The organism is Sphingomonas citri (assembly GCF_019429485.1).
Lineage (GTDB): Bacteria > Pseudomonadota > Alphaproteobacteria > Sphingomonadales > Sphingomonadaceae > Sphingomonas > Sphingomonas citri.
In genome coordinates this window covers 14,625-39,460 of the sequence record NZ_JAHXZN010000002.1, presented here as the reverse complement: position 1 = coordinate 39,460, position 24,836 = coordinate 14,625, and the positions used below count along the sequence as shown (strand labels likewise).

Here is a 24,836-nt window from a genome sequence, read left to right as displayed (position 1 = left end):
GGAACAGTCTAGTTTCGCATTAAAGAGGGCCGCGCTAATGTCGAGCCGTTCTAAGGAATTCAAGTCAAATAAAGAAAAAGGTGACTTCCTGCAAAATCTGGTGGCTGCGATAGAACGAATTCTTTCGCCAGATCAAAGGGTCGTTATTACGTCGCCCGAGTTTCTGCCCGATCTGGGAACGGGCGCCCTGACCGAGCATGATGTTGTCCTCAGATTTCCGAACCATCACAAGCCAATTTTAACCTCTATCGAGTGCAAAAATCTTAATAAGCCGGTTGGAGTTGCTCACATCAGAGATTTCACCGAGAAGTGCAGAAACTCAGGGGTGCATAATCCCGTATTCGTATCAAGGTCAGGGTACACCAGGGCGGCACGCGACCGAGCCAAGCTGAACAACGTTTTGCTACTTAGATTGTCCGACGCTCTCGTTTTTGACTGGTCTAAGCAGATAATCTTTGTTAAATATTATATGAATTGGGGTAGGCCGAAATTGGCGGTTTTTTGCACGACGGCTTTGCCGAGTGGAAAATTTACGATCTATGATCGTACCGGCAATGAAATCACTAAGAATGATATTCTCTCGATCTTAGAAAATGATGTTCCCAAACCAGATGCGCCAGAAGCTTGGGTTGGAAAGAAATACCCTGTTCGAGTAATCATTCGAATATCAGGCGCATATGTGGTAGACGAACATCATTGCCGAGCAGAAGTCGGCCACCTTGTTGTCGACGCACAGCCGATAGTAGGGAGGCATAAGGTTGATGCGGACCTTATTACTTACGGCTCAGAAGACGGTGCGTTCGAGGTAGCGAGTACTCCACTTGCCGTAAACGGAGTAGAAGGTGATATGCTGATGGTCCGCACGGAACCAAATGTCGTCCAGATTTGGTGGCATAAAAAGGGAAAGGCGTATCCTTCCCAGAAACCGACGCGTTTAGGCAAAAGGATTCGGCATAAAGCTTGAGACTAGATAGTTAGGCGGAATCCTTAGGTGGTTTCATGCTCACGCATGGAAAGATTCCGGGTGCTCTGGCCGAAAGTGACCTCATGCGCCTAATCTTGGGGGTAGTGCAACTGCGTAGGGTGCGACCAAAGGCCCTAGAAATGCCGTCAGCGCTTACCAGCGACCAGCAGATGGAAATCATAGCTGCGCGTGCGGAGGGCGCTTCCTTGGGCGTCCTGGCGGCGCGGTATAATGTGTCGCGTGCTGCCATCCAGAGGTCGAGAAGCGGGCGGCTTAACCCGCGTCTCACTCTTCATGGTCCGTCGTAAACTCATCGGAGACGACAAGATACGGTGACCACCATGCGATGTATATGGATTGATTGTCCGCGTTAGGACCCCTGCGATAAATAGAGGGTTTGTAGCTCATATCAATAACCCCGTAGTTGTCATGATTTACTAGAGCGTTGAACAGGTATTCCTCAACGGCGCGTATGTCCTCCTGGTTGTAACCCCAATCGAGGATGACAAATCCGTCAAGGCTCCCCGGACCAAGGCTATGCTTCTGCACCCACTGCCTATAGCTTTGTCGGCGAGCGGTCGGGTTCGTTGTGATGCCGACCACAAATTGCACCACCTTAGGAGAGGCAATTATAGCGCGGCAGGTGTCTGCTAAACGCTCGTAGTGTGCTTCCGTTCTCATCTGCGCGTCATCCCTCTTTTTGAGTGCGACCGACGTGACGGTACATGGGTTACGTCCGTCCAGCTATATGCAGATGGCAACCTTTCGTGCGCGTGCGCGCTGCGGTTAGCTGCAAAGGGTGAGGGTCGCGACAGGACTAGACGAACCAGATCAAAAAAGGAACATAGGGCTATGGACACGCCATCGCCTCAAGCCCTCGCATCTGCCGTTCTCATTGCGCCCGGCTGGGTGCGCGTCGGCATAGCCGCTCCTTCACCACGCCTTCGGGAAGAAGCTGCGCTAGCATTGGCTAACCGGATCGTGGATCGGTTGGAGAAGCCGCAGGTCGTTGTTCCTGACGGGCAATTAGCATTGCCACTGGCATAGGCCATCGTCCGATCGCGCCGCGCTCTGGCCCGTTGTGGATCAAACGCTCCCATGAACGGCTTGTTGACAATCCTGAACCGTGCGACTGAAAATCGGTCTACGGGAGGGGTTTATGAACAAGAGAATGTTGAGCGGGGTCGCTCTTGTCGGCGCCGCTGTGACCGCTTCACCAGCCAGCGCCGTCACTACGCTATTCGAGTTTTCTGGTGCGATCACGTCACAGACCGGATCGGTGCCGTTTGATCCGGCTCGCAGCTACGTCGGCGAGAGCTTCTCCGGCCAAGTGCGGTTTGATCCCGAAGTTGCATACGAAGGTCATATGTCTGCCTTCGATCGCATTAGCGTGATAGTGATCGGCGATCAGCTAACTATCGACACTCCGAACGACTCCGCCTTCTCAACGGTTTACGCCAATGGCGATCGGTTCATTGGTATTCCGCCGTTCAATCCGGTTCAGTTTTCGTCCGGCTCAGCCACTTCAAGCTGTGCAGGATCAGGCGGCGTAACGATCACCGGACCTACGACGATGTCATTTAGCTTCGGCTGCTTTTCCGGCGGAGCGCGCCTTAGTGGGTCGGGAACTTACAGGGTAGCAGGGGGCGCTGCCGGCGCGGTTCCCGAGCCCGCTACATGGCTCACTATGATCCTCGGCTTCGCCGCTATCGGATATTCAATGCGTCGCAAAACTATTCTGCGGCACGTCTGATATAAAGTCACCACCGGGTCGTAGGAGCGATCCTACGGTCAGTTAAATACTAGCTGCTGAGCATCAAACCCTAGCGCCGCCTCGGATACTGCTGCCAAGGTCCGCTTACTAGCGCAGCAGCTAGGCCCATTGTGGAGCAAAAAGGCGTTAGTACACGCCTTGTTAACCACCCGTTCGCGTGCGAACTCAGCACATAAACGGGAGGAAAGAATGAAGGTTCAGGTACTTAGCCTCGCTATGGCAGTTGCCGCCGTTGCGGCTCCTGCAAATGCGGACGCGTCATCATTTTTCGAGTTTCGCATAAGCGCGCTCGGGACCGGCTTCATATTTCCGTATTGCACGCAAGCGCAAGGCCCAACGTGCGCTGTACAGCGACCAATCATCGAAGAAATTAGGTCGCCGCTTTTTGGCGAGTATATCGAAGAGGGAGTCAACATTTTTAGCTCAGGCCGGTATAATGCTGCCGGACAGTTCTCATTTACAATTGAGCGCCGTGGAACGAGCCTTTACGGGCGAGACGTTCGATTTCTATATCAGCCGTGCAGCGCCGGTTCTTGCGATTTGAAGATGCTTTCGTCGTCGTCCTTCACTATAGCTACAAATAGCGGTGTTCCCGAGCCGGCTACATGGCTAACGATGATCCTAGGATTTTCCGCCGTTGGGTACTCGATGCGGCGCCGAGTGGTCGTTCGTCAAATTTGATCGAAAGCGCACACGATTGCCTAAGTTATAATAAACCTTTGTTGGTAGAAGGGGTGTCAAAATGAAGAAGGCTGTGGCTATTGCACTTACAGCCAGCGTTGCCACGTTGATGCTCCCAGTTTCAGCGTTGGCCGCTCCAATCTATATAACGGTGGATATCGAAGCAACGGGGTTTGGAACGACAACGAGTTTTGTTTTTTGCGACCGAGCTGCCGTTACGCCTTGCTCGATTATCTCCAACATCGATCGGAATGTTCCGATTTCATTCCGAACGGTGGTGAACCTAGCCGAAAGAGGGACACCAGTAAACTATTACAGATCAAACGCGCCGAACGTTTATCCAAGCTATACTCAGGTGTCTGGATCGATAACCAGCGATCTATCGGGGGCGCTCATCGGTAGCAATCTTTCGTACGATCGACTGATTTTCGATGACCTTTTAGATTGTCGATCTGGTGAAGCAGCTTGCTCTAGAACTGAACAGCACCTGTATGCATCTACATTCAGAGTGACCGTGCCGGTTCCCGAGCCAGCTACGTGGGTGATGATGGTTCTTGGGTTTGGAGTGGTCGGCTACTCACTACGTAAGCGGCAAGCGGTTAAGACCGCAGTTCGCTTCGCCTGAGAACGCTTAAAGGAGCCGCCCTTCCACCGAGAGGCGGCTCCCCGAAACTTCATATGCCCGAATTTGCCCGCGCAGCCCCGTACAGCGCGATTGCGGCGCTTTTGGTGGCGTCTACGCCTAAGCCGCACGCGCTGCTCTGCTGGCGCGCTGCTGGCTTCCTGAGCTAAGGCTGGCGGTTGATAGGTTGCCGGGTCAGACCCGAAGTCCTAGACACTCGAATGTAGCTCGCTACCGATGCGTTCACAGCCGACCTGCCGAATTTCCTCAAGGCTCACAGCTACGCAGCGATAGCCAGCGGCGTAATCCGCAAGAACCTATTCTTCACGCGGTGGATGCTTTGGCTAGCGAGCGCGGCTTCGAATCGTTCTGTCTGCACGATCTTAGTTAGGAACGATCGACCACTCCCTCCGCAGATAGCTGTCACCTCCTTGAAGGTTACTGAGGGCCGCGTAGACAAAACCTCGCTCACTACTCTAAGCACCAGATCGTGCTTCTTTTCCTGCTTGGGAGGACATGGCGTCCAAGCCTTGATGGTACAGTCCGGAAAGGCTTCGGTCACCTGCTCGCGCCGCCGGTCAGATTCATTCATAATCAGGTACACGTCTGCTGCGCCACTCACTGCACCGTCGCGCAAGCGGGCGCTTCCTCGACATACGGCTTGGTAGACGTTGTGCATGAACGCTCCGGCTTCCTGCCGCCGTCGTTCTTCAATGCTAACTACGCCGTCCTTGCGGCCGCTGGCGGCGAGCGCCAAGGCATCATAGCCGGTGTCGCCATAGTTATAGCTCGATACGATGATGACGTTGGCTATGTCTCGGAATTCGTTAGTGCCGATATGGCGACCCCAGCTTGCCACCCTCACACGCTCCGGTTTCACGATTAAGCCTTCAAGCTCCTTGTGTAACCCGACACGATCATCCGTTCCGACGGAGCAATGCTCCTTTGCCATGACGATCAGGAACGGCTCTGCCTCCTTGGAGTTAGCCAAGTCCGCTATGGCTTTGAAGATGATGCTCCGCTCCGTAGCGTTGTGCAGCACCGTCTTTCCAGCGGCACGATCCCACCAGTGAACCGTCACTTTTCCGTAGCTCAGAAGCGCCGGGTCCAGATCGACGACCTTAAAGCCGTGGGCCGGTAGCTGGCTGTAGCGATCTGTCAGGCGCGCTGACGCATCAAGAACGAAGAGGGGGGCGATATCGGCTGGCATCGAGCGTCCAGCGCCGAGCAAGCTCCATCCGGCGTCCTCTGAGCCGCGTAGGTAGGCTGTCGAACCGGCTAGCTTGGCTAGCGCTTCTAGCGTTCGCTTAGGTGTCTCTGCGGCTTTGAGGTTGCTCTTCAACACGCGATCTGCGGTGTCGGCGATCGATAAGGGGATTTCGAGACCTAAACCGACGACCGGATCAGCACATACACGCGCAAGGGCGTACAGCACGCTACGGTCTGCCTTGGGCAGGTTTTTGAAGGCGCTAGGCAAGGCCATTAGGTCCACCATATCGAAGGCAGCGCCTTCGGCGGCGGCGAACCCTTCATCCCAAACACGGAGAGAGCGTACCCGCCCCTTGTAGTGTAGTTCTGCCGCCGCCGCGAAGCTGCCCGCTGCGAGCATGGCCTTCCGCACCTTCGCCTGAGATACGAAAAGAACCGGAACTTCAGCGGCCGCTCCACGACCGGCTCCATACGTCTTGTACTTAGCATCCGACGTTAGCACAGCATAGTCCGCGCGATCTAAGCCAGAGCCGGTAACGTTAGCATCAATCTCGGCTAATGTAGATACGAAAACAATTGCGCCGCCACCGGAGAAGTTAGTATTTTTCCATTCGCGTAGCACGTTCTGTAGCGAGCGGTTCTTTCCGGTTCCGCAATCCGCACTCATTATATAGATGGCGGGGGCTAACCCACCTTGCAGCCCCTCTCTCATCTTTCCTTCTAGGAGCGAGAACGCTCGCTCTATTTTTTCATCCGGGGATAGTTTAAGAGATATTGGAATAGGAGGGGTGGGAAATAATCGTTCAGCCTCTTCATCATTCGAGAGGTAGTATACATCGCCTATATATTTCATGAAATCGATCCTATATTTATATCTATTCATGTAGGCTACTCTCTATATCTATATGGAAAGTGACTACATTTTTGATTTGATGATCAGGTGGTAAAGATACATCGAGTTAAATCGGGTTATCTAATTAATTCTGATTATCTTCCGCGCATCAAAACTGCTCCGGTTCTGGCGCAGCCCAAGCCGAAATTGATGATGAGGCGGTAAGCGGAGCGGTGTCAGGCCCCGATGTCCCGGAAGGCAAAGAGGTCGCCCTCATCTGCTCGGAACGCGGTGAGATTTAACAGCGAGCTAGCAAAGGGCAATCCCTAGTACGTTGCTCACCTGTTTCCGTTGTTAAGCTATATTTAGTTAAATTTAGGCTTTAGGTTGAATGCGACGTTAATTGCAGGGTACGCGGCTTAAGAAAGGCGCTGTGTTTAACATGGAGAGCCGAAGCGGGCGCTCTCCTTCCCTGTGTGTCGATACCCTTAGCGACGCTCCAAAAGGATCGTTGGAGCAAATCACGCGCGCGTATGAGTAGGCTCACATGCCCTAGGATGCCCACAGAGCGGCGTAGGGTGCGTTCGCCAGGAGGGGGCGGACCGGAGGGGCTATGCTGCCCTCTTGCCGCCTACGCGGCTCTACGGGGCAAGTGCGGGCTTTCGCTCCGCGTCAACGCCCACGACCAGTTTGGGCGTGAGGTAGTCGCGCGAGAAGTGCCAATGCGAACCGATCTGAGTGACGGTCCAACCCTGTCGTGTCGCTTCCGCGAATGCTCGCGCCAGCGAGCTTTGCCGTTCGATGTTCGAGATTGCCCGTCGGACTGGCCCACCATCTTCGCAGATTTTCCGACCTTTGAAGATTTTAGCGATGAACGAGTTGCCGCTTGGAGTTTTGTAGCCGCTCATTAGCAAGAACCTCCGTCTTCCACAAACGCAACAAGGTCAGTCATCCAGTAAAAGCGTCGACCGCCGACTTTGTGGCTACGCGGCCCGAAGCCTGAAAGCTGCCAGTTCGCTAGCGTGCGTGCCGAGAACCCGAGATAAGCGGCTGCTGCCGCACGGTTCAGGCGACCTTCGGGCGTAGGAAGAAACTTGGCGCCGGGTATGTTGACGTTGGGCATTGAAGCTCCATAGATATCGCGGCCAGCGGAATTGCCGGGCGCGATTCGATAGTTAGCGGCGATGGGTTGAACGGGCAAAGGCTAGTAGATATAACTCTCGTCATTATTACAGTTGCCCGGTGACCTTGGTTTCACTCTTGTGGGAGTTAGTAGTTGCCTTCCCGTTTCACCAAACTGACTGCTGCGAATGTGAAGGCGCTTGGCGCTGGCGAGAAGCTGGCGGAGCATGGCATCATCGCGGAGGGGACCAAGGCCGGAGACATTCGGTGGAGCGTCAACGTCATGGTGGACGGTGCCCGTGTTCATCGCGCGCTCGGCCTTGCGAGCGAGGGCGTGACCCGAACTAAGGCGGAAGATTTCATCGCAACCATCAGGACGAGGGCGCGCGAAGGCCGCTTGGACCTGCCACGGGCCCGAAAGACCCCCCTATCGTTTGAGCAAGCGGCTGGCAGGTACCTTATCATGCTAGTAGAAGGCGGCGGAAAAAACATAGCGATCAAGCGCCGGCAGCTAAAGCAGTACCTTGTTCCGTACTTCGGGAAGAGCCGGCTTAATGCGATCAGCGAACAAGCCCTTAGACGCTTTAGGGTTGAGCGTGCCGGCCAAGGCGCAAGCCCGGCGACGATTAATCGCGAAATGGCGACAGTGTCCCACCTTCTGCGTAGTGCCGTGAAATGGCAGTGGATTCGATCCGATCAGGTGCCGGCGGTGCCGATGGTGAGAGAAAAGCAGAAATCTTTCACGGCCTTGACCGAACAGGAGTCCGCCACGCTGCTTAAGTGCGCAGGTGCCGACATTGATCCTCAGCTATGGCTCTTCGTGCTTTTCGGATTGAACACCGCCATGCGGCATCGTGAAATTTTGGCAGTGCGGTTCGATGAAATCGACTTGGATAGTCGCCGCATCTACATTCCCCACGCTAAGGCCGGGGACCGCGAGCAGCCTATAACGAGGGCGCTAGCGGATGCCCTGCGCGCTCACCGGATTGCGGAGGCTGGCAAGTCGGAATGGGTTTTTCCCTCTCTTGTACCTAACCGGTCGAAGGCGGGTCATCGGACCAACATGGCGCGGCCGTTTGCGAGGGCGGTCGCTGCGGCTGGCCTTAACCTCGATCAGGTAACCCCTCATACGATGAGGCGCACGGCGATTACTAAGCTGGTGCGGGCAGGGGTTGATCTGCCAACGATCCAACGAATTAGCGCTCACAAGACGTTGGCGATGGTGCTGCGATACGTTCACGTCCACGGAGCGCACATCGATCAAGCCATCGGCAACCTCGACAAGGCCTTTGGCGATCAGGCTACACCAGAGCTACACCGACAGGCTGAGAACGCCCAACCCGGCGATGATCCAGAAGGCGCTTTACCCATTAAAAAACAAAGGAAAAGCGCTGGAGGCGCGACCGGGAATCGAACCCGGGTGCAAGGATTTGCAGTCCTCTGCGTCACCACTCCGCCATCGCGCCTCGATGCCGTGGAGGCGCGCATCTGCGGGCAGCGGCGCCGGCTGTCAAGCGCCGCCGCGCGGCAAAGTGATTGGCGAAGCCGCCGCCGCGCGATACAAACCCGCCACGCGCAACGTGTGTTGCATTACTAAAACAGCTATGTCACAGGAACGTCCGATGACCGCCGCAGCCACCCTCCGTGACGACGACTTCACCGCGATGCGCCAGGCGATGGTGGCGAGCCAGCTGCGCACCGTCGCGGTGACCGATCCGCGCGTGGTGGCGGCGATGGCGGACGTGCCGCGCGAGCGCTTCGTCCCTGCCGCATCGACCGCGATGGCCTATCGCGACACCGCGATCGCGCTGGGGCAGGGGCGCGCGCTCAACACGCCGCTCGCCACCGCGCGGTTGCTGGTCGAGGCGCGGCTGCGCCCGAGCGACCGCGTGCTGCTGATCGGGGCGGCGGCGGGCTATACCGCGGCGGTGCTGGCGCGGATCGTCGCGGACGTCGTCGCGGTGGAAGAGTCGCCCGACCTCGCCGTGCACGCGCGCGCCGCGCTCGCGGACGAGCGCAACGTCACGCTCGTCGAGGCGCCGCTCGCGCAGGGCCATGCCGCGGGCGCGCCCTATGACGTGCTGCTGGTCGACGGCGCGGTCGAGGAGCTGCCCTCGACCCTGCTCACCCAGGTCGCCGACGGCGGCAGGATCGTGACCGGCCTGATCGAGCGCGGCGTGTTCCGCCTCGCCGCCGGCGCGCACCGCGGCGCCGCGACCGCGCTGACGCCCTTCGCCGACATCGACTCCGTCCGCCTGCCCGGTTTCGCCAAACCGCGCGGCTTCACCTTCTGATCGAGGTATCCGCTTGCGCCGACGTTCGCTGCCGCTGCTCCCGCTGCTCGCGCTGGCGAGCACGCCGCTCTCCGCCGAGACGCTGCGCGACGCGCTGGCCAAGGCCTATCAGAACAACCCGACGCTGACCGCGCAGCGCGCGGCGCAGCGCGCCAACGACGAGAACGTGCCGATCGCGCGCGCCGGCGGACGGCCGGTGCTCTCGACCTCGACCGGGATCAACGAGAATCTGCTGCGCGGCGGCAACAGCTTCACCACGCCCGAGCGCCAGCTGAGCGCCTCGGCCGGGGTGACGCTGCCGATCTACCAGGGCGGACGGGTGAAATACGGCGTCCGCGCCGCCGAGACGCGGGTCGAAGCGGGGCTGGCCAACCTGCGCGGCGTCGAGGCGAGCACCTTCACCGACGTGGTCGGCGCCTACAACAACGTGATCCGCGACGAGGCGATCGTCGCGCTCAACGCGCAGAACGTGCGCGTGCTGGAGACCAACCTGCGCGCCAGCCGCGACCGCTTCGAGGTGGGTGATCTCACCCGCACCGACGTGGCGCAGTCGCAGGCGCGGCTCAGCCTCGCGCGGGCGCAGCTCCAGTCCGCGCAGGCGACGCTGATCTCGAGCCGCGAGAACTACGTCCGGCTGGTCGGCGCGCCCCCGGGCACGCTCGAGCAGCCGCCCGCGCTGCCCAAGCTGCCGGACAGCGCCGATGCCGCCGTCGAGATCGCGCTGCAGGACAATCCCAACCTGCTCGCCGCGCGCAAGGTGCGCGAGGCAACCGACTATGACGTCAAGGTCGCGCGCGCGGGGCGCCTGCCGCAACTCGGCGCCACGCTCGGGCAGAATTACTTCAACTATCTCGGCACGCTCGGGCGCGGCAACGCCGCGGGGCTCGGCGTCGGCCAGACCGGCACCGCCACCGCCATCGGCGCCTCGATCAACCTACCGATCTTCCAGGGTGGACGCGTCGCGGCGCAGTTGCGACAGGCGCAGGAGCTGCGCGGCCAGGCGATCGAGCAGGCTACTGGCGCCGAGCGCCAGGTGGTGGCGCAGGCACGCTCGGCCTATGCGGTGTGGCGCTCTTCGCTCGAGGTGATCGCCTCGGCCGAGGCGGCGGTCAACGCCAACAAGCTCAGCCTCGAGGGCGTGCGCGCCGAGAACAGCGTCGGCACGCGCACCATCCTCGACATCCTCAACGCCGAGCAGGAGCTGCTCAACAGCCAGGTGACGCTCGTCAGTGCTCGACGCGACGCCTATGTCGCGGGCTTCTCGCTGCTCGCGGCGATGGGCCATGCCGAGGCGGAGGATCTCGGGCTCGACGGCGGCGCGCTGTACGATCCGACGGTCAACTATCGCGCGACGCGCGGGCGCTTCAACGATTTCGCGCGCACCCGCGCGGCCGAGCCGGTCGCCGCCAGCACCGCCGCGATCGGTGCGCAGGACGCCAAGGTCACCCGCGAGCTGGATCCTCTGCTCGAGAGCAATGTTGACAGATCACCCGCGTTGACGACAGGTGTGGACCGGCCGCGCCCTTGATCTAGCGCGGGAAAACACGCTGTGGGGACCAAGTGATGGCGGATCTGAACGCCGAGCCCTCGATGGAGGACATCCTCGCCTCGATCAAGCGGGTGATCAAGGAAGGCGAGACCCAGCCGACGCGCCGCCCGGCGCCACGCCCGCTCGGCGGCCACGATCGCGACCATGTCCTCGAGCTCAACGACTCGCTCGCCGCGCCGACGCCCGCGCCGGAACCCGCCCGCTTCCCGGAGCAGCGAGCGGCCGAGCAGCGCGTGCCGGAGCAACCGGGGCCGAGCTTCACCCAGGCCGAGCCGAGCTTCGCGCCGCCGCCCCTGGCGAGCCCCGCATCGACGCCGGCCGGGGCTGCCGCCGCGCCCGAGCCGGCGGTATCGCCGGCGACGGTAGAGGCGACCCGGGGCGCCCTCGGCGCGCTGTCGCGGTTGGTAGTAAAACCGGAGCCCGATAGCGACGGGACGCTCGAGGGGCTGGTGCGGGACATGCTGCGCCCGATGCTGAGCGACTGGCTCGATCACAACTTGCCGCGACTGGTCGAGCAGATGGTCGCGCGCGAGATCGCCAAGATCACCGCGGGGCAGGGATAGATTTCGCCCGTCCCACATCCAGAACGCGTCCCGCCGCCACCCCGGCGAAGGCTGGGGTCCAGTTGGGTGACGTAGCGTCTCAGTCACAACGGTCCTCTCAACCGGGCCCCTGCGTCCGCCGGGGCGACGGTGAGCGGGGCGACGTCGAGCGACCCTCCACTCTCTATGCTCTTGAATCCGCCGCGCTCATCTTCACGACCGTAGCGGCAGCTCCAGCGCCACCACCAGTCCCGGCGCGGCGTCGTCGAGCGTGACGCTGCCGCCGTGCAGCCGCGCCACCGCGGCGACCAGCGAGAGCCCCAGCCCGGCACCATTGCCGCCACGCGCCTCATCGACCCGGCCGAAGCGGCTCAGGGCGACGGCGCGATGCTCGGGCGCGATGCCGGTACCTTCGTCGGCGACGCTCACGGTAGCGGCATGCGACGTGACCGTGAGCGACAGCGTGATCGTGCCGGCGCCATATTTCAGCGCATTGTCGATCAGGTTGCCGAGCGCCTGCGCGATCAGCTCGCGGTGCAACGGCAGCGTCAGAGGCTCCGGCGCGACCACCCGGATCACACGATCGGCGTCCTCCGCCAGCGGCCCGTAGATCTCGGCGAGCTGCTCCAGCTCGTTGGCGACGTCGACCGGCGCGAACGACTCGCGCCCGATGCCCGCCTCGGCGCGCGTGATGCGCAGCGCGGTCTCGACCAGCGCGAGCACGCGCTCGCCCTCGCCGAGTGCGCGATCGACCGCCTCCTGCGCGGCGGGCTCGCTCACCTGCGCGGCGGCGCGTTCCAGCGCCGAGCGCAGCCGGGTGAGCGGCGACTTCAAATCGTGCGCGAGTGTGTCGGTGGCGATCGTGAGCTCGCTGACCAGCGAGTCGAGCCGGTCCAGCGTGGCGTTCACCGCGTCGGCGAGCAGCGCGAAGGCGTCCCCGCTGCGATCATCGGCGACGCGGCGCGACAGATCACCGCCGCGCACGGCGCGCAGCGTCGCCACCGTGTCGTCGAGGCGGGTGACGATCATCCGCGCCGCCAGCCAGGCGGCGAGCGCGGCAAAGGCGATCGCGAGCGACAAGGCCACCAGCATCGCCGCCTCGAGCAGGCGCACCGTGCGGCGCTCACCCTCCACCACGCTACCCGTGAGCAGCCGCGCGCCGCCAGGCAGCCGGGTCGCGCGCACCAGCATCGCCTCGGGCGCGTCGTGGCGGCGGCGGTAGAGCTCCACGGCGATGGTGCCGTCGTCGGGGAGAATGTTGGGCGGCCAGGCGGAGAGATTTCCGGCGAGTCGGTTGCCCGCCGCGTCCGCGAGCAGCACCACCGCGCCCGCGCGGGCGGGACGCGCGCCGCGCAGCTCGATCGCGCGCGCCAGCGCGGCGGTACCCGTGTCGCTCTGGATCGCGAGCAGGTCCTGGCGCAACACCTCCTCGGTGGCGAGCGCGCGATCGTACACCTGGCCGCGCACGATCGCGCGCAGCGTCAGCAGCAGCGTCGCCGCCGCGGCCACTTGCAGCAGGAAGACCAGCGCGGCGAAGCGCGCGGTGGTCGAGCGCCAGTGCACCTCAGCGCCCGCACATCTTAGGGGTTCACGCCGAGCCGGTAGCCCGAGCCGCGCACGGTGTGGAGCAGAGGTCGCGCGAAGCCCTCGTCGACCTTCTTGCGCAGCCGGCTGAGATGCACGTCGATCACGTTGGTGCCGGGATCGAAGTGATAGTCCCACACGCCCTCGAGCAGCATCGTGCGCGTGACCACCTGCTCGGCGTGGCGCAGCATGAATTCGAGCAGCCGGAACTCGCGCGGTTGCAACTCGATCGTCTTGCCGGCACGCTTGACGCGGCGGGCGAGCAGATCGACCTCGAGATCGTCGCAGCGCAACACCGTCTCCACCGCTGGCGCGCTGCGGCCGCGGCGGACCAGCAGCCGGATGCGCGCGAGCAGTTCGGCGAAGGCGAACGGCTTGACCAGATAGTCGTCGGAGCCGTTCGTCAGCCCCTTCACCCGATCCTCCGGTGAGCCGAGCGCGGAGAGCACGATCACCGGCGTCTCGATGCCGGCGCCGCGCATCGCCGCGAGCACCGCCATGCCGTCGATGCCGGGCAACATGCGATCGAGCACGACGCAATCGTAGCTGCCGTCGGTGGCGTGGAACAGGCCGTCGCGACCATTATCGGCGCGATCGACCACGAAGCCCTCTTCGCTCAGCCCCTTGGCGACGAAATCGGCGGTGGCGGCATCGTCCTCGATCAGCAGGATCTTCTGCGACACGCTGTTCCTCTCACTGCCCGCGGACCTCGATCGGCAGGTCGCGCGCGCCGCGCCGCACCACCAGCTTCACCAGCGGGTGTGTTGCCATCTCGCGCTGTACCTCCGCAAGCGTCGCGGGGGCACGGCCGTCGATCCGCTCGACGAGATCGCCGACGAGCAGCCCGGCGCGCTCCGCGGGGCCGCCCGCGCGCAGGCTGGTCACCATCGGCAGTACGCCGCGCGTGGGCGCGGTGGCGACGAAGGTGGCACCGACCGAGTCGCCGCGCGCGTGATGAAGCTGGTGGACGCCGCGCAGCGCCAGCGCCGAGCCGAGCGCCGCGAGCAGCGCGGAGGCGAGCACCGCGCGGTCGAGCGGCTGAAGCCCGGTCATGATGCCGCGGGCCGGCGCTCGAGCAACTCGTCCAGCCGCGCAGAGACGGCGTGCTCGATCATGTCGTGGAGCCGCAGGATCTCCAGCTCGGCGCGCAGATTGACCTCATAGTCGAGCCGCGCGGCGAGCCGATCCTTCGCCGCCTGGCGGTTCTGGCTCATCATGATCACGGGCGCCTGGATCGCGGCGAGCGTCGACAGCATCAGGTTGAGGAAGATGTAGGGATACGGGTCGAAGGCGTGGCCGAGCCGTGGCAGCACGCCGCTGTTGAGCAGCATCCAGCTGACCAGCAGCAGCGTGAAGGCAAGGATGAAGCCCCAGGAGCCGCCCACCGCGGCGACTCGATCGGCGAGCCGGTCGCCGAGCGTCGCGGTCTCGTCGTCGACGTCGCCCGCGTCGCGCGCGATCGGCAGCCGCTCCTCGATCTTGGTGAGAACGCGGCGCTCCTCCGCGTCCAGCGCCGCGGGGGATTTGCCGAGCAGGCGCGCGGCGAAAGCGTGAACGGGGTGGCTGGCCATGCGCGACGGTCTCCGCTGACGCCACGGCGCGGGGCGTCGAGCCTGTTGTGCCAGCGTACGGCTGTTCGAGCGATGAGCGTAAGATGACGAATCGATAATGTTTTTGTCAGAGCGCTGGCAGGCGGCGGCGGGCAGGGCGGGGCTGATGGAGTCGCCGCTTACCCCGCGCGCCGCACTGGACGAGCGCATCTGCCGGCTGATCTGCCCGATCGCCTCGGCGATGGTGGGTGTCTGCCTCACCGGCATCGGCCTGCTCCACCTCGGAGTGGCGAGCGGCCGTCGCGCCGGCGTGGCGGACGACCTGCTCGCGATCGACTCGCTGCTGTTCCTGGTCGCGACGCTGACGTCCTATGTCGCGCTGCGCGGCGCCTCGCATCGCCGGCTGCACCTGATGGAGCAGCTCGCCGATGCCTGTTTCATCCTCGCCATGCTGCTGCTCACCGCGGCCTGCTTCGTCATCACCTACGCGCTGAGTGCCTGAGCCATGACCGACTTTCCCGTGTCGCCGCGCCGCCGTAACCCACTCGGTGTGGCGCTCGCGCTGCTCGCCGCATTGGGGCTGGTGGTGCTCGGCTATCTCGGCGCGCTCGGTTACTACAGCCCCTCGATGTACCGGCTGGTGCCGGCGGCGGCGAAGCCTTCGCCGGCGCAGCGCGGCATGGTGGCGGTGCTGTTCTCGGGCGATTCCGGCTTCGACGCGGGCATGACGCCGCACATCGGCCGGATGCTGGCCGCGCACGGTATCCCCGTGTTCGAGATCAACTCGCTCACCGCCTTTCGTGAGGGGCGCAGCCCCGCCGAGGCGGCCGCGCTGGTGGCGGAGGCGACCCGTCGCGCGCTCGCGCTGCCGGGCGCGCAGCGCGTGCTGCTGGTGGGCCAGTCGTTCGGCGCCGACATGCTGCAATATGGCGCGAGCCTGTTGCCGCTGCCGCTGCGCGCGCGTGTGCCGCAGCTGATCTTCGCGGTGCCGGGCGACACCTTGCTGTTCCGCGCCAGCCCGGGCGGGCTGTTCGATGGCCCGCCCGATCGCGCCGCCTTGCCGAGCGCGCGCAGCGTCGACTGGGCGCCCGTGCTCTGCGTCCACGGGGCGACCGAGGCCAACAGCCTGTGTCCGCGATGGCGCCAGCGCAACGTGCGCGTCGTGACGCTGCCCGGCGACCATTACCTCAACCATGACCCGGATCGGCTGTGCGCGGCGCTGTGGCAGGCCGTCCAGCAGGGCCGCTGAGCGCCACATTACCGATAATTCAGTCGACGACGAGCCTCTCGCAATGCGCGCCGTCCTACACGGTCGCTCAAACAGAGCAGGGGATTGAACACGTGAGAAGCATGCGCGGGATGATGGCGACGGCGATCGCGGTGGCGACGGCGTTCGCGCTCCCGGTCGGGGCGTCGGCCGCCCCGACGGCGAGCCCGCTGGGAACGTGGCTCAATCCCTATGGATCGGTGGCGGTGCGAACGGGCGCTTGCGGCGACCGGCTGTGCGGCTGGATTGTCTGGGCCAGCGCCGAGGCGCAGGCCGACGCTCGCGAAGGCGGCGTCACCGGGCTGATCGGCACCCAGCTGCTCGAGAACTACCGGCCGACGTCGGGTGGCTGGGTCGGCACCGTCTTCGTGCCCGACATGGGCCGGCGCTTCTACTCGAAGATCGAGCCGGTCGGCAGCGACGGGCTGCGTGTGAAGGGGTGCATTCTCCACGGTCTCGTGTGCCGCTCGCAGCTGTGGCACCGCGTCGCGCAGCCGCCGCATGCCTGAGCTTCGCGCCCGTCTCGAACGCTATCGCACCCCCGCCACCGTGGCGGCGGTGGCCCTATTGCTCGGTCTCGGCTTCGCCGCGGTCGAGCGGTTGACCCGCGAGATTCACCTCGCCGACGTTCGCGCGGCGATCCACGGCCTGTCGGGTACGCAGATCGCGCTGGCGCTGGGCTTCACCGCGCTCAGCTATCTGGCGCTGACGCTCTACGACGCGATGGCGCTGCGCGTTATCGGTCGGCCACTGCCCTGGCGCGTCGCCGCGCTGGGGTCGTTCACCAGCTACACGCTGTCGCACAATCTCGGGCTCGCGCTGCTCACGGGAGGGTCGGCGCGCTACCGCGTCTATACCGCCGCCGGCCTCGACGGACCCGATGTCGCGCGCGTCGTCGGCATCGCCAGCGCGACCTTCTGGCTCGGCGTCATCACCGTGGCGGGGGCCGCGCTGACGCTGCGCGACGGCCCGATCGCGCTCGCGGACGTGACGCTGAGCGCCGCCATGGCACAAGCGATCGGCGCCGCGGTGCTCGTCGGAGTGGTCGCGCTGGTAGCCGCCTGCGGCGTGGCGCACGGGCCGCTGCGCGTGTGGCGCTTCACGCTGCCGCTGCCGAGCGCGTCGCAGGCGGTGGCGCAGATCGCCATCGCGCTGGTCGACACCGCGGCGGCCGCGGCGGCGCTGTTCGTGCTGATCCCGCACGCGCCGGTCGCGCTGCTCCCCGCCTTCGTGCTGGCCTATGCGCTAGGCATCGTCGTCGCGCTGGTGACTCACGTTCCCGGCGGGATCGGTGTGTTCGAGGCGGTGGTGCTGGCGGTGGTGCCGGGTGACCGCGCCGCACTGGTGGCGGCGCTGATCGCCTATCGCCTGGTCTATTATGTGCTGCCGCTCGCCCTCGGCGTGGCGCTGCTGGCGTGGCACGAGGGCCGCCGCCAGCACGGCCTGCCGCGACTGCTGCGCGACTCGAGCGCGCTGGCGAGCGAGGTGGCGCCGCTGGTGCTCGCCGCGGCCAGCTTCGCCGGCGGCGCGATGCTGCTGCTCTCTGGTTCGCTGCCCGCGCTGGCGCCGCGTATCGGCGCGCTCCACGCGCTGTTGCCTTTACCCTTCATCGAGGCGAGCCACGTCGCCGCGAGCCTCGTCGGTACCGGGCTGCTGCTGCTCGCGCCCGGCCTGTACCGTCGGCTCGACGGCGCCTTCGTCGCCACGCGCGCGCTGCTGCTCGCCGGTGCCGCTTTCTCGCTGGCGAAGGGCATCGATTATGAGGAAGCCGCGGTGTGCCTCGCGCTCGCCGCGCTGCTGCAGTGGACTCGCGGTGCCTTCTACCGTCGTACCGCGCTGACGCAGGCGCCGCTGTCGAGCGCGTGGCTGATCGCGGTGGCCGTCGCCGTCGGAGTCGCCGCGTGGGTCGGTCTGATCGCCTACCGGCACGTGCCGTACGACGACGATCTATGGTGGCATTTCGCGCTGCACGGTGACGCGCCGCGTTTCCTGCGTGCGACCCTGGCGGTCGCGGTGATGCTCGCTGCCGTGGCCATGTGGCGGCTGCTCGGGCCGGCGCGTAGCGTGCCCGACGTTCCCGCCGATCCCGCCGCGGTGGCGCGCGTGCTCGCCAACGCCGAACGTACCGACGCGATGTTGGCGCTGACCGGCGACAAGCGCTTCCTGCTCTCCGAGGATGGCCGCGCGATGCTAATGTACCAGGTGCGCGGCACCAGCTGGATCATCATGGGTGACCCGATCGGCCCGGCCGAAACGTGGGGCGAGCTGCTATGGCGGATCCGCGACCTCGCCGACCGTGCGCAGGGCCGGCTTCTGCTCTATCAGGTCACCGGGCTGGTGCTCGATCTCGCGATCGGCATGGGGTTGCAGATCGTGAAGTACGGCGAGGAAGCGATCGTCGACCTGACGTCGTTCGTGCTCGACGTGCCGCGTCTGCGCTCCGTCCGCAAGGCGGAGCGCGCCGCCGCGCGTAAAGGCGCCGAGTTCCGCATCGTCCCCGCCGCCGCGGTGCCGGTGATCATTGACGAGCTCGCCGCCATCTCGGACGAGTGGATGCGCGCCAAGGGGCACAATGAGAAGGGCTTCAGCCTCGGCCGTTTCGATCGCGACTATCTCGGTCACTTCGACATGGCGCTGGTCTGCGTCGAGGGCCGGGTCGTCGCCTTCGCCAACCTGTGGCTCACCGAGGGGCGCAACGAGGCCTCGGTCGACCTGATGCGCCATCGCGACGACATGCCTGCCGGGACGATGGACTTCCTGTTCGTCCACCTGATCGATTGGGCGCGCGAGCGCGGCTTCCGCCGCTTCTCGCTCGGCATCGCGCCGCTCTCGGGCATCGCGGGGCGGCGGCTCGCCCCCGCCTGGGCGCGCGCGGCGGCGCTGATCTTCCACCACGGCGAGCGCTTCTACGGCTTTCGCGGACTGCGTACCTACAAGGAGAAGTTCGCGCCGGAGTGGGAACCGCGCTACATCGCCGCGCCGCGCGGACTGGCGATGATCAAGGCGCTGCGCGACCTCTCGCTGCTGGTCGGCAAGCCGTCCGCCGCGGCGACAACGGCGGCGCCGCGTGCGGGCGGGATGATGGCGCGCTTCCAGGTGACGCCGCCGCGTCCGGTCGACGCCCTGCTCAACCTGGCGTCGTCGTGAGACCCGCCGGACTGGGGGCGAGCGGTGGCGCGCACGCCGCGGCGGGGGACGAGCCGATGCCGGCGGAGTGCCGCGCCGGCCGGCACCTGCCGAATCGTCGCGTGACGATCGACGCCAACGGCGCCGCACACACGAGCTGCCGGCGCTGCGGCTGCGAGTTGACTCGATTGCCCGCGATCCGGCGCTGGTACCGCTCGGGTGTGTTAGGCTAGCTTGCGACCAGCGGGCGGGTGAGCGACCCTGCCAGACTGGATCATGACGAACTTGTAAGCCTCGGCCCACGCGGTGATTATCCGCGGCGGGGTAGGGGACGATCGTTCCCGCGCGTCGCGCGTCCATGCAAGGTCAGCCCATGTCCGCCCCCGTCTTCTTCGATCCCACCGGTCGCCGCAGCCGCCGCTCCAAGCGCGTGATCGCGACCCTGCTGATCGCGGTGATCGCGGCGGCCATCGCCTTCGCCACCACGCTGGTGGCGGTCCCGCGCGGGGTCGACCTGCGCCTGCCGCTGCCGCGCGCGCACGCCGCCGCGGCGCGCGGCGAGCAGCGCCGCCACGGGCTCGCCGCCTGGCTGCCGCACCGCCACGCGGCGGCGAAGAGCGCGGACAACGCGCCGCTCAGCATCGCCTTCTACGTGCCGGGCAACGACGACAGCCTCGCCTCCTTCCGCCGCAACGCCGCGGCGCTCGACTGGGTCGTGCCGGCGCTGGTCAGCGTCGCGGGGCCGCAGCATCGCGTCACGGTCGAGCGCGACGGCGCCTTCGAGCGCAGCCTGGCGGCGCTGCCGCACGCACCCAAGGTGCTGCCGATGGTGCAGAATCTCGGCGAGGAGCAGTGGGACGGCAAGGGCAGCGCCGCGCTGCTCGCCGATCCGAGCGCACGGGCCGCGCTGGCGCAGCGGCTCGCGGCCTATGTCGCGCAGCGGCACGCCGGCGGCCTGGTGATGGACTTCGAGTCGCTGCCCGAGACGGCCATGCGCCCCTATGTCGCCTTCCTGCGCAGCCTCCACGCCGCCCTGCCCAAGGGGACCACGCTCGCGGTGACCGTCCCCGCGGAGGACGACAGCTGGCCGCTCGCCGCGATCGCGCAGGCGACCGAAAAGGTCATCCTGATGGCCTATGACCAGCATTGGGAGGGCGGCACGCCCGGCCCGATCGCGGCGCAGGACTGGTTCATCCGCGAGGTCGAGGCGGCGCGCCGGGTCGTGCCCGCGGACAAGCTGGTCGTCGCGCTCGGCAGCTACGCCTATGACTGGCACGGCGACTCGACCGACGCGCTGTCGATCGAGGAGGCGTGGCTGGCCGCGCACGACAGCGAGGCGCCGATCAGCTTCGATTCCGCCAGCGGCAACGCCAATTTCGCCTATGACGAGGACGGTCAGCGCCACACGATCTGGATGCTCGACGCCGCGACCAGCTGGAACGAGATGCAGGTGCTGCGCCAGCTCAACATCGGCGGTGTCGCGCTATGGCGGCTGGGCAGCGAGGACCAGGGCTTCTGGGCCGATCTCGTCGCGATGCGTACCGGCGGCCGCCCCGACCTGCGCCGCCCCTCCTCGCTGCTCAACACCGACATCGAGGGATCGGGCGAGATCCTCCGCATCACCGCGACGCCGACGCCGGGGCAGCGCACGCTCTGGGCCGACCCGCAGGGATTGATCCGGCGCGAGCGCTACGACTCGCTGCCTACCCCCTATGTCGTCCGCCGCGCCGGCGCGGCCGACCCGAAGAAGCTGGCGTTGACCTTCGACGACGGCCCCGACGCGACCTGGACGCCGCGCATCCTCGACGTGCTCGAGGCGGCGCGCGTGCCCGCGACCTTCTTCGTCATCGGCGGCAACGCGCTGCAGCATCCCGCGCTGCTCAACCGCATCGTGCGCGACGGGGACGAGATCGGCAATCACAGCTACACGCACCCGAACATGGCGCGGCTGGGCCCACGCGAGACCGCGCTCGAGCTCAACGCCACGCAGCGGCTGGTGCAGGCCTATACCGGCCGCTCGATGACGCTGTTCCGCGCGCCTTATTTCGGCGACGCCGAGCCGACCACGACCGACGAGCTCGAGCCCGCACTCCAGGCGCAGCAGGCGGGCTATACGGTCGTCGGCCTCCACGTCGACCCGAACGACTGGCAGCGGCCGGGTGAGGACGCGATCGTCCAGCAGGTGCTCGACCAAGTCCACTCGGCCACACCCGAGAAGTCGGGCAACGTCATCCTGCTCCACGACGGCGGCGGTGACCGGTCCGAGACCGTGGCGGCGCTGCCGCGCATCATCCGGCAGCTGCGCGGCGAGGGCTATACCTTCGTCACCGCGTCGCAGCTGGTCGGCGCCAGCGCGGCGCAGGCGATGCCGCCCGTGGCGGAGGGTGACCTCTGGGCGGTGCGGACCGACGTGGCGGTGTTCGTCGTGCTCGCCGCGCTGGCCGGGGCGCTGGCCTGGCTGTTCTATCTCGCGATCTCGCTCGGCATCGCGCGCGCGGTGCTGATGGCCGGGCTCGCCTGGGTACAGGCGCGGCGCAAGCGGCCCGAGCCGCCGGTGTTCGCGCCCAGCGTCTCGGTCGTGATCCCCGCCTACAACGAGGAGCGCGTGATCGTCTCGTCGATCCAGCGCGTGCTGGCGAGCGACTATCCACAACTCGAGGTGATCGTCGCCGACGACGGTTCGAAGGACCGCACCAGCGCGGTCGTCCAGGCCGCTTTCGCGAATGACCCGCGCGTGCGCCTGCTCACCCTGGTCAACGGCGGCAAGGCGGCGGCGCTCAACCGCGCGCTGCTGTCAGCGACCGGCGGGGTGGTGATCGCGCTCGACGCCGACACGCAGTTCGAGCCAGCGACGATCCGCCGCCTCGCGCGCTGGTTCGCCGACGAGCGGATCGGCGCGGTCGCGGGCGACGCCCGTGTCGGCAACCGAGTCAACCTCGTCACCCGCTGGCAGGCGGTGGAATATATCACCGCGCAGAACCTCGAGCGGCGCGCGCTCGCCGGCTTCGACGCGATGACGGTGGTGCCCGGCGCGGTCGGCGCGTGGCGGCGCGCCGCGCTCGACGCGGTCGGCGGCTATCCCGAGGACACGCTGGCGGAGGACCAGGACCTCACCATCGCGATCCAGCGTGCCGGCTGGCGAGTCACCTACGACCCCAGCGCGATCGCCTGGACCGAGGCGCCCGAGAGCTTCCGCGCGCTCGCCAAGCAGCGCTTCCGCTGGGCGTTCGGCACGCTGCAATGCCTGTGGAAGCACCGCGCGGTGCTGCGCACGCGCAAGCCGTCGGGGCTGGCGCTGGTGGGTCTCCCGCAGGCGTGGTTGTTCCAGATCGCCTTCGCCGCGATCTCGCCGCTGATCGACCTGGCGCTGCTCGTCTCGATCGGTGGTACCGCGCTGCGCGTGGCGCAGCACGGCTGGGCGCAGACCAGCGGCGATGTCGCGCGCATGGGTGTCTACTGGCTCGCGTTCACCGCGATCGACGTGCTGTGCGGCGGGATCGCCTATCGCCTCGACGGCCATCGCGCGCGCTACCCCGCGCATCTGCTGGTGGCGCAACGGTTGGTGTACCGGCAGATCATGTATTGGGTGGTGCTGCGCGCGATCGCGGCGGCGATCGGCGGCTGGCTGGTCGGCTGGGGCAAGCTCGAGCGCAGCGGCCGCGTGACAGCGGCGGGAGCGGCGTGAGAGCAGGCGCCGCACGCTCACACGCGGCGTCACCCTAGCTCGTCTCAGTATCCACCGTGCGCTGTAGCCGCCGCTCCTGACTTCGCGGCCCGGTGGATCCTGAGACGAGCTCAGGATGACGGCAAGTGAGGCGGGGCGAGCCTAGACCGAGCGCTCGCGCACCACGCGCTCGAGCACCGTCAGCGGCATGGCGCCGAGCCGCAGCACCTCGTGGAAGCGCTTGAGGTCGAAGCCCGGCTTGGCCTTCGCCTCGTCGCGCAGCCGGGTCCAGACGGTATGGCCGATCTTGTAGCTGCACGCCTGGCCGGGCCAGACGGTGTAGCGGTCGATCTCGCCCTGGCTGCGCCCGCGCGCGATCCCGGTGGTGGCGATCAGATAGTCGGTCGCCTGCTCGCGGCTCCAGCGTTTGGCGTGCATGCCGCTGTCCACCACCAGCCGCGTGGCGCGGAACAGCAGCGACTGGAGGTAGCCGACCTGACCGAGCGGGTCGCCCTCGTACATCCCCATCTCGTCGGCGAGCTGCTCGGCGTAGAGCGCCCACCCCTCCGAATAGCCCGAGAAGAAGCCGCGGCGTCGGATCAGCGGGATGTCCTCGCTCTCCAGCGCGAGCATTACCTGGAGGTGGTGCCCCGGCACCGCCTCGTGATGCGTCAGCGTGGCCAGCCCGAACTTGGGCCGGTCGAACGTGTCGCGCAGGTTGATATAGTAGATCGCGGGTCGGGAGCCGTCGAGCGAGGCGTTCTCGTAATAGCCGCCAGGCGCGCCGGCCTGGATCGAGGCGGGCACGCGTCGCACCTCGACCGGTGCCTTGGGCAGGGAGGCGAACGCCTCGGGCAGCCGCTTCTGCATCGCCGCGATCTGGCGGGTGAGCTGCGCCAGCAGCGCCTCGCGCCCGGGATCGGTGTTGGGGAAGAGCTGGTCGGGGCGCTTGTTGAGCGCGACCAGCCGCTCGCCGACCGTACCCTGCGCCATGCCCTGTGCCTTCAGGATCGTATCGATGCGGCCGGAGATCTCCGCCACCTGGGCGAGGCCGAGGCGGTGGATCTCGTCGCCCGACATCGGCACCGTGGTCGCGGCCTCGGCAGCGGCGGCATAATAAGCGTCGCCGTCAGGCAGGCGCCAGCAGCCTGCGTCGTGCGTGGCACGCGCGCGCAATTCGGTGACGAGCGCGCGCTGGCGGTCGAGCGCGGGGAACACCTTCTCCGCCACCAGCGCGCGCGCCCGCGCGGAGCGCTCGCCCGGCAGGCCCGCCGCGGCGAGCTTGGCGGCGAACGCGACCACCGCGACGGTCTGCTCGGGCGGCTGGTCGCGGAAGGCGGCGAGCTGCTTGAGCGTCGTGTCGAGGATATAGTCGGGCGCGAACACGCCGCGCGCAGCATCGGCGCGCTGACGCGCGGTGTCGTCCTCGATCGCGCCGGCGAGCGCCTCGACCCGCGCCAGATAGGCGTCGGCTTCGGCGCCGTCGCGGACGCGGTGTTGCGACTCCAGGAAGTCCGGCACGTCGCGATAGGCGCCGGTGAGCTGGCTCAGGATATAGGGCGCGAACCGGCCCATCGTCGCGCCGTAGCGGAAGCGCTCGCTGCCGCCGATCGCGCGGCTGAGTTGATAGGTGACGACGTCGAGGTCGAGCTGCGCCGCGGGCGACAGCGCGGCGCGATCGAAGCGCTGGAGCTCGGCAAGTTCCTGCCGCGCACGGGCCAGCGCGCGCGCCTGGCCAGTGGTCGAGCCATCGTCGAGCCGGCGCTTCAGCCCGGCCCGCGCGCCGCTGTCGAGCCCCAGCCGGGTCGCCTGCTCGGGGCTCTCGTCGAGCCGCGCGTAGAAGAAGCGGTCGAGCGTCGTGCGCAGCGCGGCATCCCCGCCGGCCCGAGTCGTGGCCACCGCGGGCAACGCCGCGACGGCCGCACCAGCGGTCGCAGCGCCGATGAAATCACGCCTGTTCATCAATAGCTTCTCCCTATGCACCGCGTGTGTGCCGGGGCAGGACGGGGTAAGCAAGCGATCGGCGCCGCTCATCATTGAGTAAGCCTTGCCGTAT

20 protein-coding genes, 1 tRNA gene and 2 pseudogenes are annotated in these 24,836 nt (G+C 65.9%); 14 read left to right on the top strand and 9 right to left on the bottom strand.

Annotated features, from left to right (window positions below; all coding sequences use genetic code 11):
* The first annotated feature begins 37 nt into the window (after window positions 1–37).
* Window positions 38–964, top strand: a complete 927-nt coding sequence (locus KZ820_RS08330) for a restriction endonuclease (RefSeq protein ID WP_219748204.1) — start codon at window positions 38–40, stop codon at window positions 962–964.
* Window positions 965–1,249: 285 nt separating this feature from the next.
* On the opposite strand, the gene KZ820_RS08325 is transcribed toward KZ820_RS08330, so the two are convergent.
* The gene (locus tag KZ820_RS08325; RefSeq protein WP_219748203.1) at window positions 1,250–1,645 is read right to left on the bottom strand and encodes a hypothetical protein; all 396 of its coding nucleotides are present in this window, start codon (window positions 1,643–1,645) and stop codon (window positions 1,250–1,252) included.
* A 171-nt stretch (window positions 1,646–1,816) separates the two neighbouring features.
* Between KZ820_RS08325 and KZ820_RS22165 the strand changes: the two genes are divergently transcribed.
* From KZ820_RS22165 to KZ820_RS08310, 4 genes and pseudogenes are all read left to right on the top strand, one after another.
* Window positions 1,817–2,011 carry a DUF6771 family protein gene (locus KZ820_RS22165; protein WP_308462169.1) on the top strand — a complete coding sequence of 65 codons (195 nt, stop codon included), beginning with the start codon at window positions 1,817–1,819 and terminating at the stop codon, window positions 2,009–2,011.
* A 112-nt stretch (window positions 2,012–2,123) separates the two neighbouring features.
* Window positions 2,124–2,717 (top strand): PEPxxWA-CTERM sorting domain-containing protein, encoded by a 594-nt coding sequence (locus tag KZ820_RS08320; protein WP_219748202.1) that lies wholly within the window; start codon window positions 2,124–2,126, stop codon window positions 2,715–2,717.
* A 597-nt stretch (window positions 2,718–3,314) separates the two neighbouring features.
* Window positions 3,315–3,419, top strand: a pseudogene (locus KZ820_RS22300) (PEPxxWA-CTERM sorting domain-containing protein); the annotation flags it as partial.
* 61 nt (window positions 3,420–3,480) lie between these two features.
* Window positions 3,481–4,044, top strand: coding sequence for a PEPxxWA-CTERM sorting domain-containing protein (locus KZ820_RS08310; RefSeq protein WP_219748200.1), 564 nt, complete (start codon window positions 3,481–3,483; stop codon window positions 4,042–4,044).
* Window positions 4,045–4,321: 277 nt separating this feature from the next.
* On the opposite strand, the gene KZ820_RS08305 is transcribed toward KZ820_RS08310, so the two are convergent.
* Complete coding sequence (locus KZ820_RS08305; RefSeq protein WP_219748199.1) at window positions 4,322–6,103, bottom strand: hypothetical protein; 1,782 nt, start codon at window positions 6,101–6,103, stop codon at window positions 4,322–4,324.
* A gap of 620 nt (window positions 6,104–6,723) precedes the next feature.
* Window positions 6,724–6,990 carry a hypothetical protein gene (locus tag KZ820_RS08300; protein WP_219748198.1) on the bottom strand — a complete coding sequence of 89 codons (267 nt, stop codon included), beginning with the start codon at window positions 6,988–6,990 and terminating at the stop codon, window positions 6,724–6,726.
* 497 nt (window positions 6,991–7,487) lie between these two features.
* Between KZ820_RS08300 and KZ820_RS22295 the strand changes: the two are divergent.
* Window positions 7,488–8,438: pseudogene (locus KZ820_RS22295) on the top strand (tyrosine-type recombinase/integrase); the annotation flags it as partial.
* A gap of 158 nt (window positions 8,439–8,596) precedes the next feature.
* Here KZ820_RS22295 and KZ820_RS08290 read toward each other — a convergent pair.
* Window positions 8,597–8,670 (bottom strand) — tRNA-Cys (locus KZ820_RS08290).
* Between the two features lie 156 nt (window positions 8,671–8,826).
* On the opposite strand from KZ820_RS08290, the gene KZ820_RS08285 reads away from it, so the two are divergent.
* The 3 genes from KZ820_RS08285 to KZ820_RS08275 are packed head-to-tail and all read left to right on the top strand — an operon-like array spanning window position 8,827 to window position 11,610.
* Entirely contained in the window at window positions 8,827–9,498 is a 672-nt protein-coding gene (locus tag KZ820_RS08285) for a protein-L-isoaspartate O-methyltransferase family protein (protein ID WP_219748197.1), read from the top strand.
* Window positions 9,499–9,511: 13 nt separating this feature from the next.
* Window positions 9,512–11,026, top strand: a complete 1,515-nt coding sequence (locus tag KZ820_RS08280) for a TolC family outer membrane protein (RefSeq protein WP_258047972.1) — start codon at window positions 9,512–9,514, stop codon at window positions 11,024–11,026.
* Between the two features lie 35 nt (window positions 11,027–11,061).
* A complete protein-coding gene (locus tag KZ820_RS08275) occupies window positions 11,062–11,610 on the top strand; it encodes a DUF2497 domain-containing protein (protein WP_219748196.1) in 549 nt (182 codons plus the stop codon).
* Window positions 11,611–11,802: 192 nt separating this feature from the next.
* Here KZ820_RS08275 and KZ820_RS08270 read toward each other — a convergent pair whose 3' ends face one another.
* Genes KZ820_RS08270 through KZ820_RS08255 form a run of 4 tightly spaced genes read right to left on the bottom strand, consistent with a single transcriptional unit; the run spans window position 11,803 to window position 14,744 of the window.
* Window positions 11,803–13,152 carry a HAMP domain-containing sensor histidine kinase gene (locus KZ820_RS08270; protein ID WP_219748195.1) on the bottom strand — a complete coding sequence of 450 codons (1,350 nt, stop codon included), beginning with the start codon at window positions 13,150–13,152 and terminating at the stop codon, window positions 11,803–11,805.
* Window positions 13,153–13,169: 17 nt separating this feature from the next.
* Window positions 13,170–13,856, bottom strand: coding sequence for a winged helix-turn-helix domain-containing protein (locus KZ820_RS08265; protein ID WP_219748194.1), 687 nt, complete (start codon window positions 13,854–13,856; stop codon window positions 13,170–13,172).
* 10 nt (window positions 13,857–13,866) lie between these two features.
* Window positions 13,867–14,226 (bottom strand): PDZ domain-containing protein, encoded by a 360-nt coding sequence (locus KZ820_RS08260; RefSeq protein WP_219748193.1) that lies wholly within the window; start codon window positions 14,224–14,226, stop codon window positions 13,867–13,869.
* Complete coding sequence (locus tag KZ820_RS08255; protein WP_219748192.1) at window positions 14,223–14,744, bottom strand: DUF1003 domain-containing protein; 522 nt, start codon at window positions 14,742–14,744, stop codon at window positions 14,223–14,225. Before KZ820_RS08255 ends, KZ820_RS08260 begins: the two co-directional genes overlap by 4 nt.
* A gap of 97 nt (window positions 14,745–14,841) precedes the next feature.
* On the opposite strand from KZ820_RS08255, the gene KZ820_RS08250 reads away from it, so the two are divergent.
* From KZ820_RS08250 to KZ820_RS08230, 5 genes are all read left to right on the top strand, one after another.
* On the top strand, window positions 14,842–15,225 hold the full coding sequence (locus KZ820_RS08250) for a hypothetical protein (protein WP_258047971.1): 384 nt from the start codon (window positions 14,842–14,844) through the stop codon (window positions 15,223–15,225).
* Between the two features lie 3 nt (window positions 15,226–15,228).
* Entirely contained in the window at window positions 15,229–15,972 is a 744-nt protein-coding gene (locus KZ820_RS08245) for an AcvB/VirJ family lysyl-phosphatidylglycerol hydrolase (RefSeq protein WP_219748191.1), read from the top strand.
* Between the two features lie 101 nt (window positions 15,973–16,073).
* Window positions 16,074–16,499 (top strand): DUF2147 domain-containing protein, encoded by a 426-nt coding sequence (locus tag KZ820_RS08240; RefSeq protein ID WP_258048026.1) that lies wholly within the window; start codon window positions 16,074–16,076, stop codon window positions 16,497–16,499.
* The gene (mprF, locus tag KZ820_RS08235) at window positions 16,492–19,137 is read left to right on the top strand and encodes a bifunctional lysylphosphatidylglycerol flippase/synthetase MprF (protein ID WP_219748190.1); all 2,646 of its coding nucleotides are present in this window, start codon (window positions 16,492–16,494) and stop codon (window positions 19,135–19,137) included. The genes KZ820_RS08240 and mprF overlap by 8 nt, the downstream gene beginning before the upstream one ends.
* Before the next feature lie 352 nt (window positions 19,138–19,489).
* Window positions 19,490–22,801, top strand: a complete 3,312-nt coding sequence (locus tag KZ820_RS08230; protein WP_219748189.1) for a trifunctional glycoside hydrolase family 18/polysaccharide deacetylase/glycosyltransferase family 2 protein — start codon at window positions 19,490–19,492, stop codon at window positions 22,799–22,801.
* A 141-nt stretch (window positions 22,802–22,942) separates the two neighbouring features.
* On the opposite strand, the gene KZ820_RS08225 is transcribed toward KZ820_RS08230, so the two are convergent.
* Window positions 22,943–24,742 carry a DUF885 domain-containing protein gene (locus tag KZ820_RS08225; protein ID WP_219748188.1) on the bottom strand — a complete coding sequence of 600 codons (1,800 nt, stop codon included), beginning with the start codon at window positions 24,740–24,742 and terminating at the stop codon, window positions 22,943–22,945.
* Window positions 24,743–24,836 lie beyond the last annotated feature (94 nt).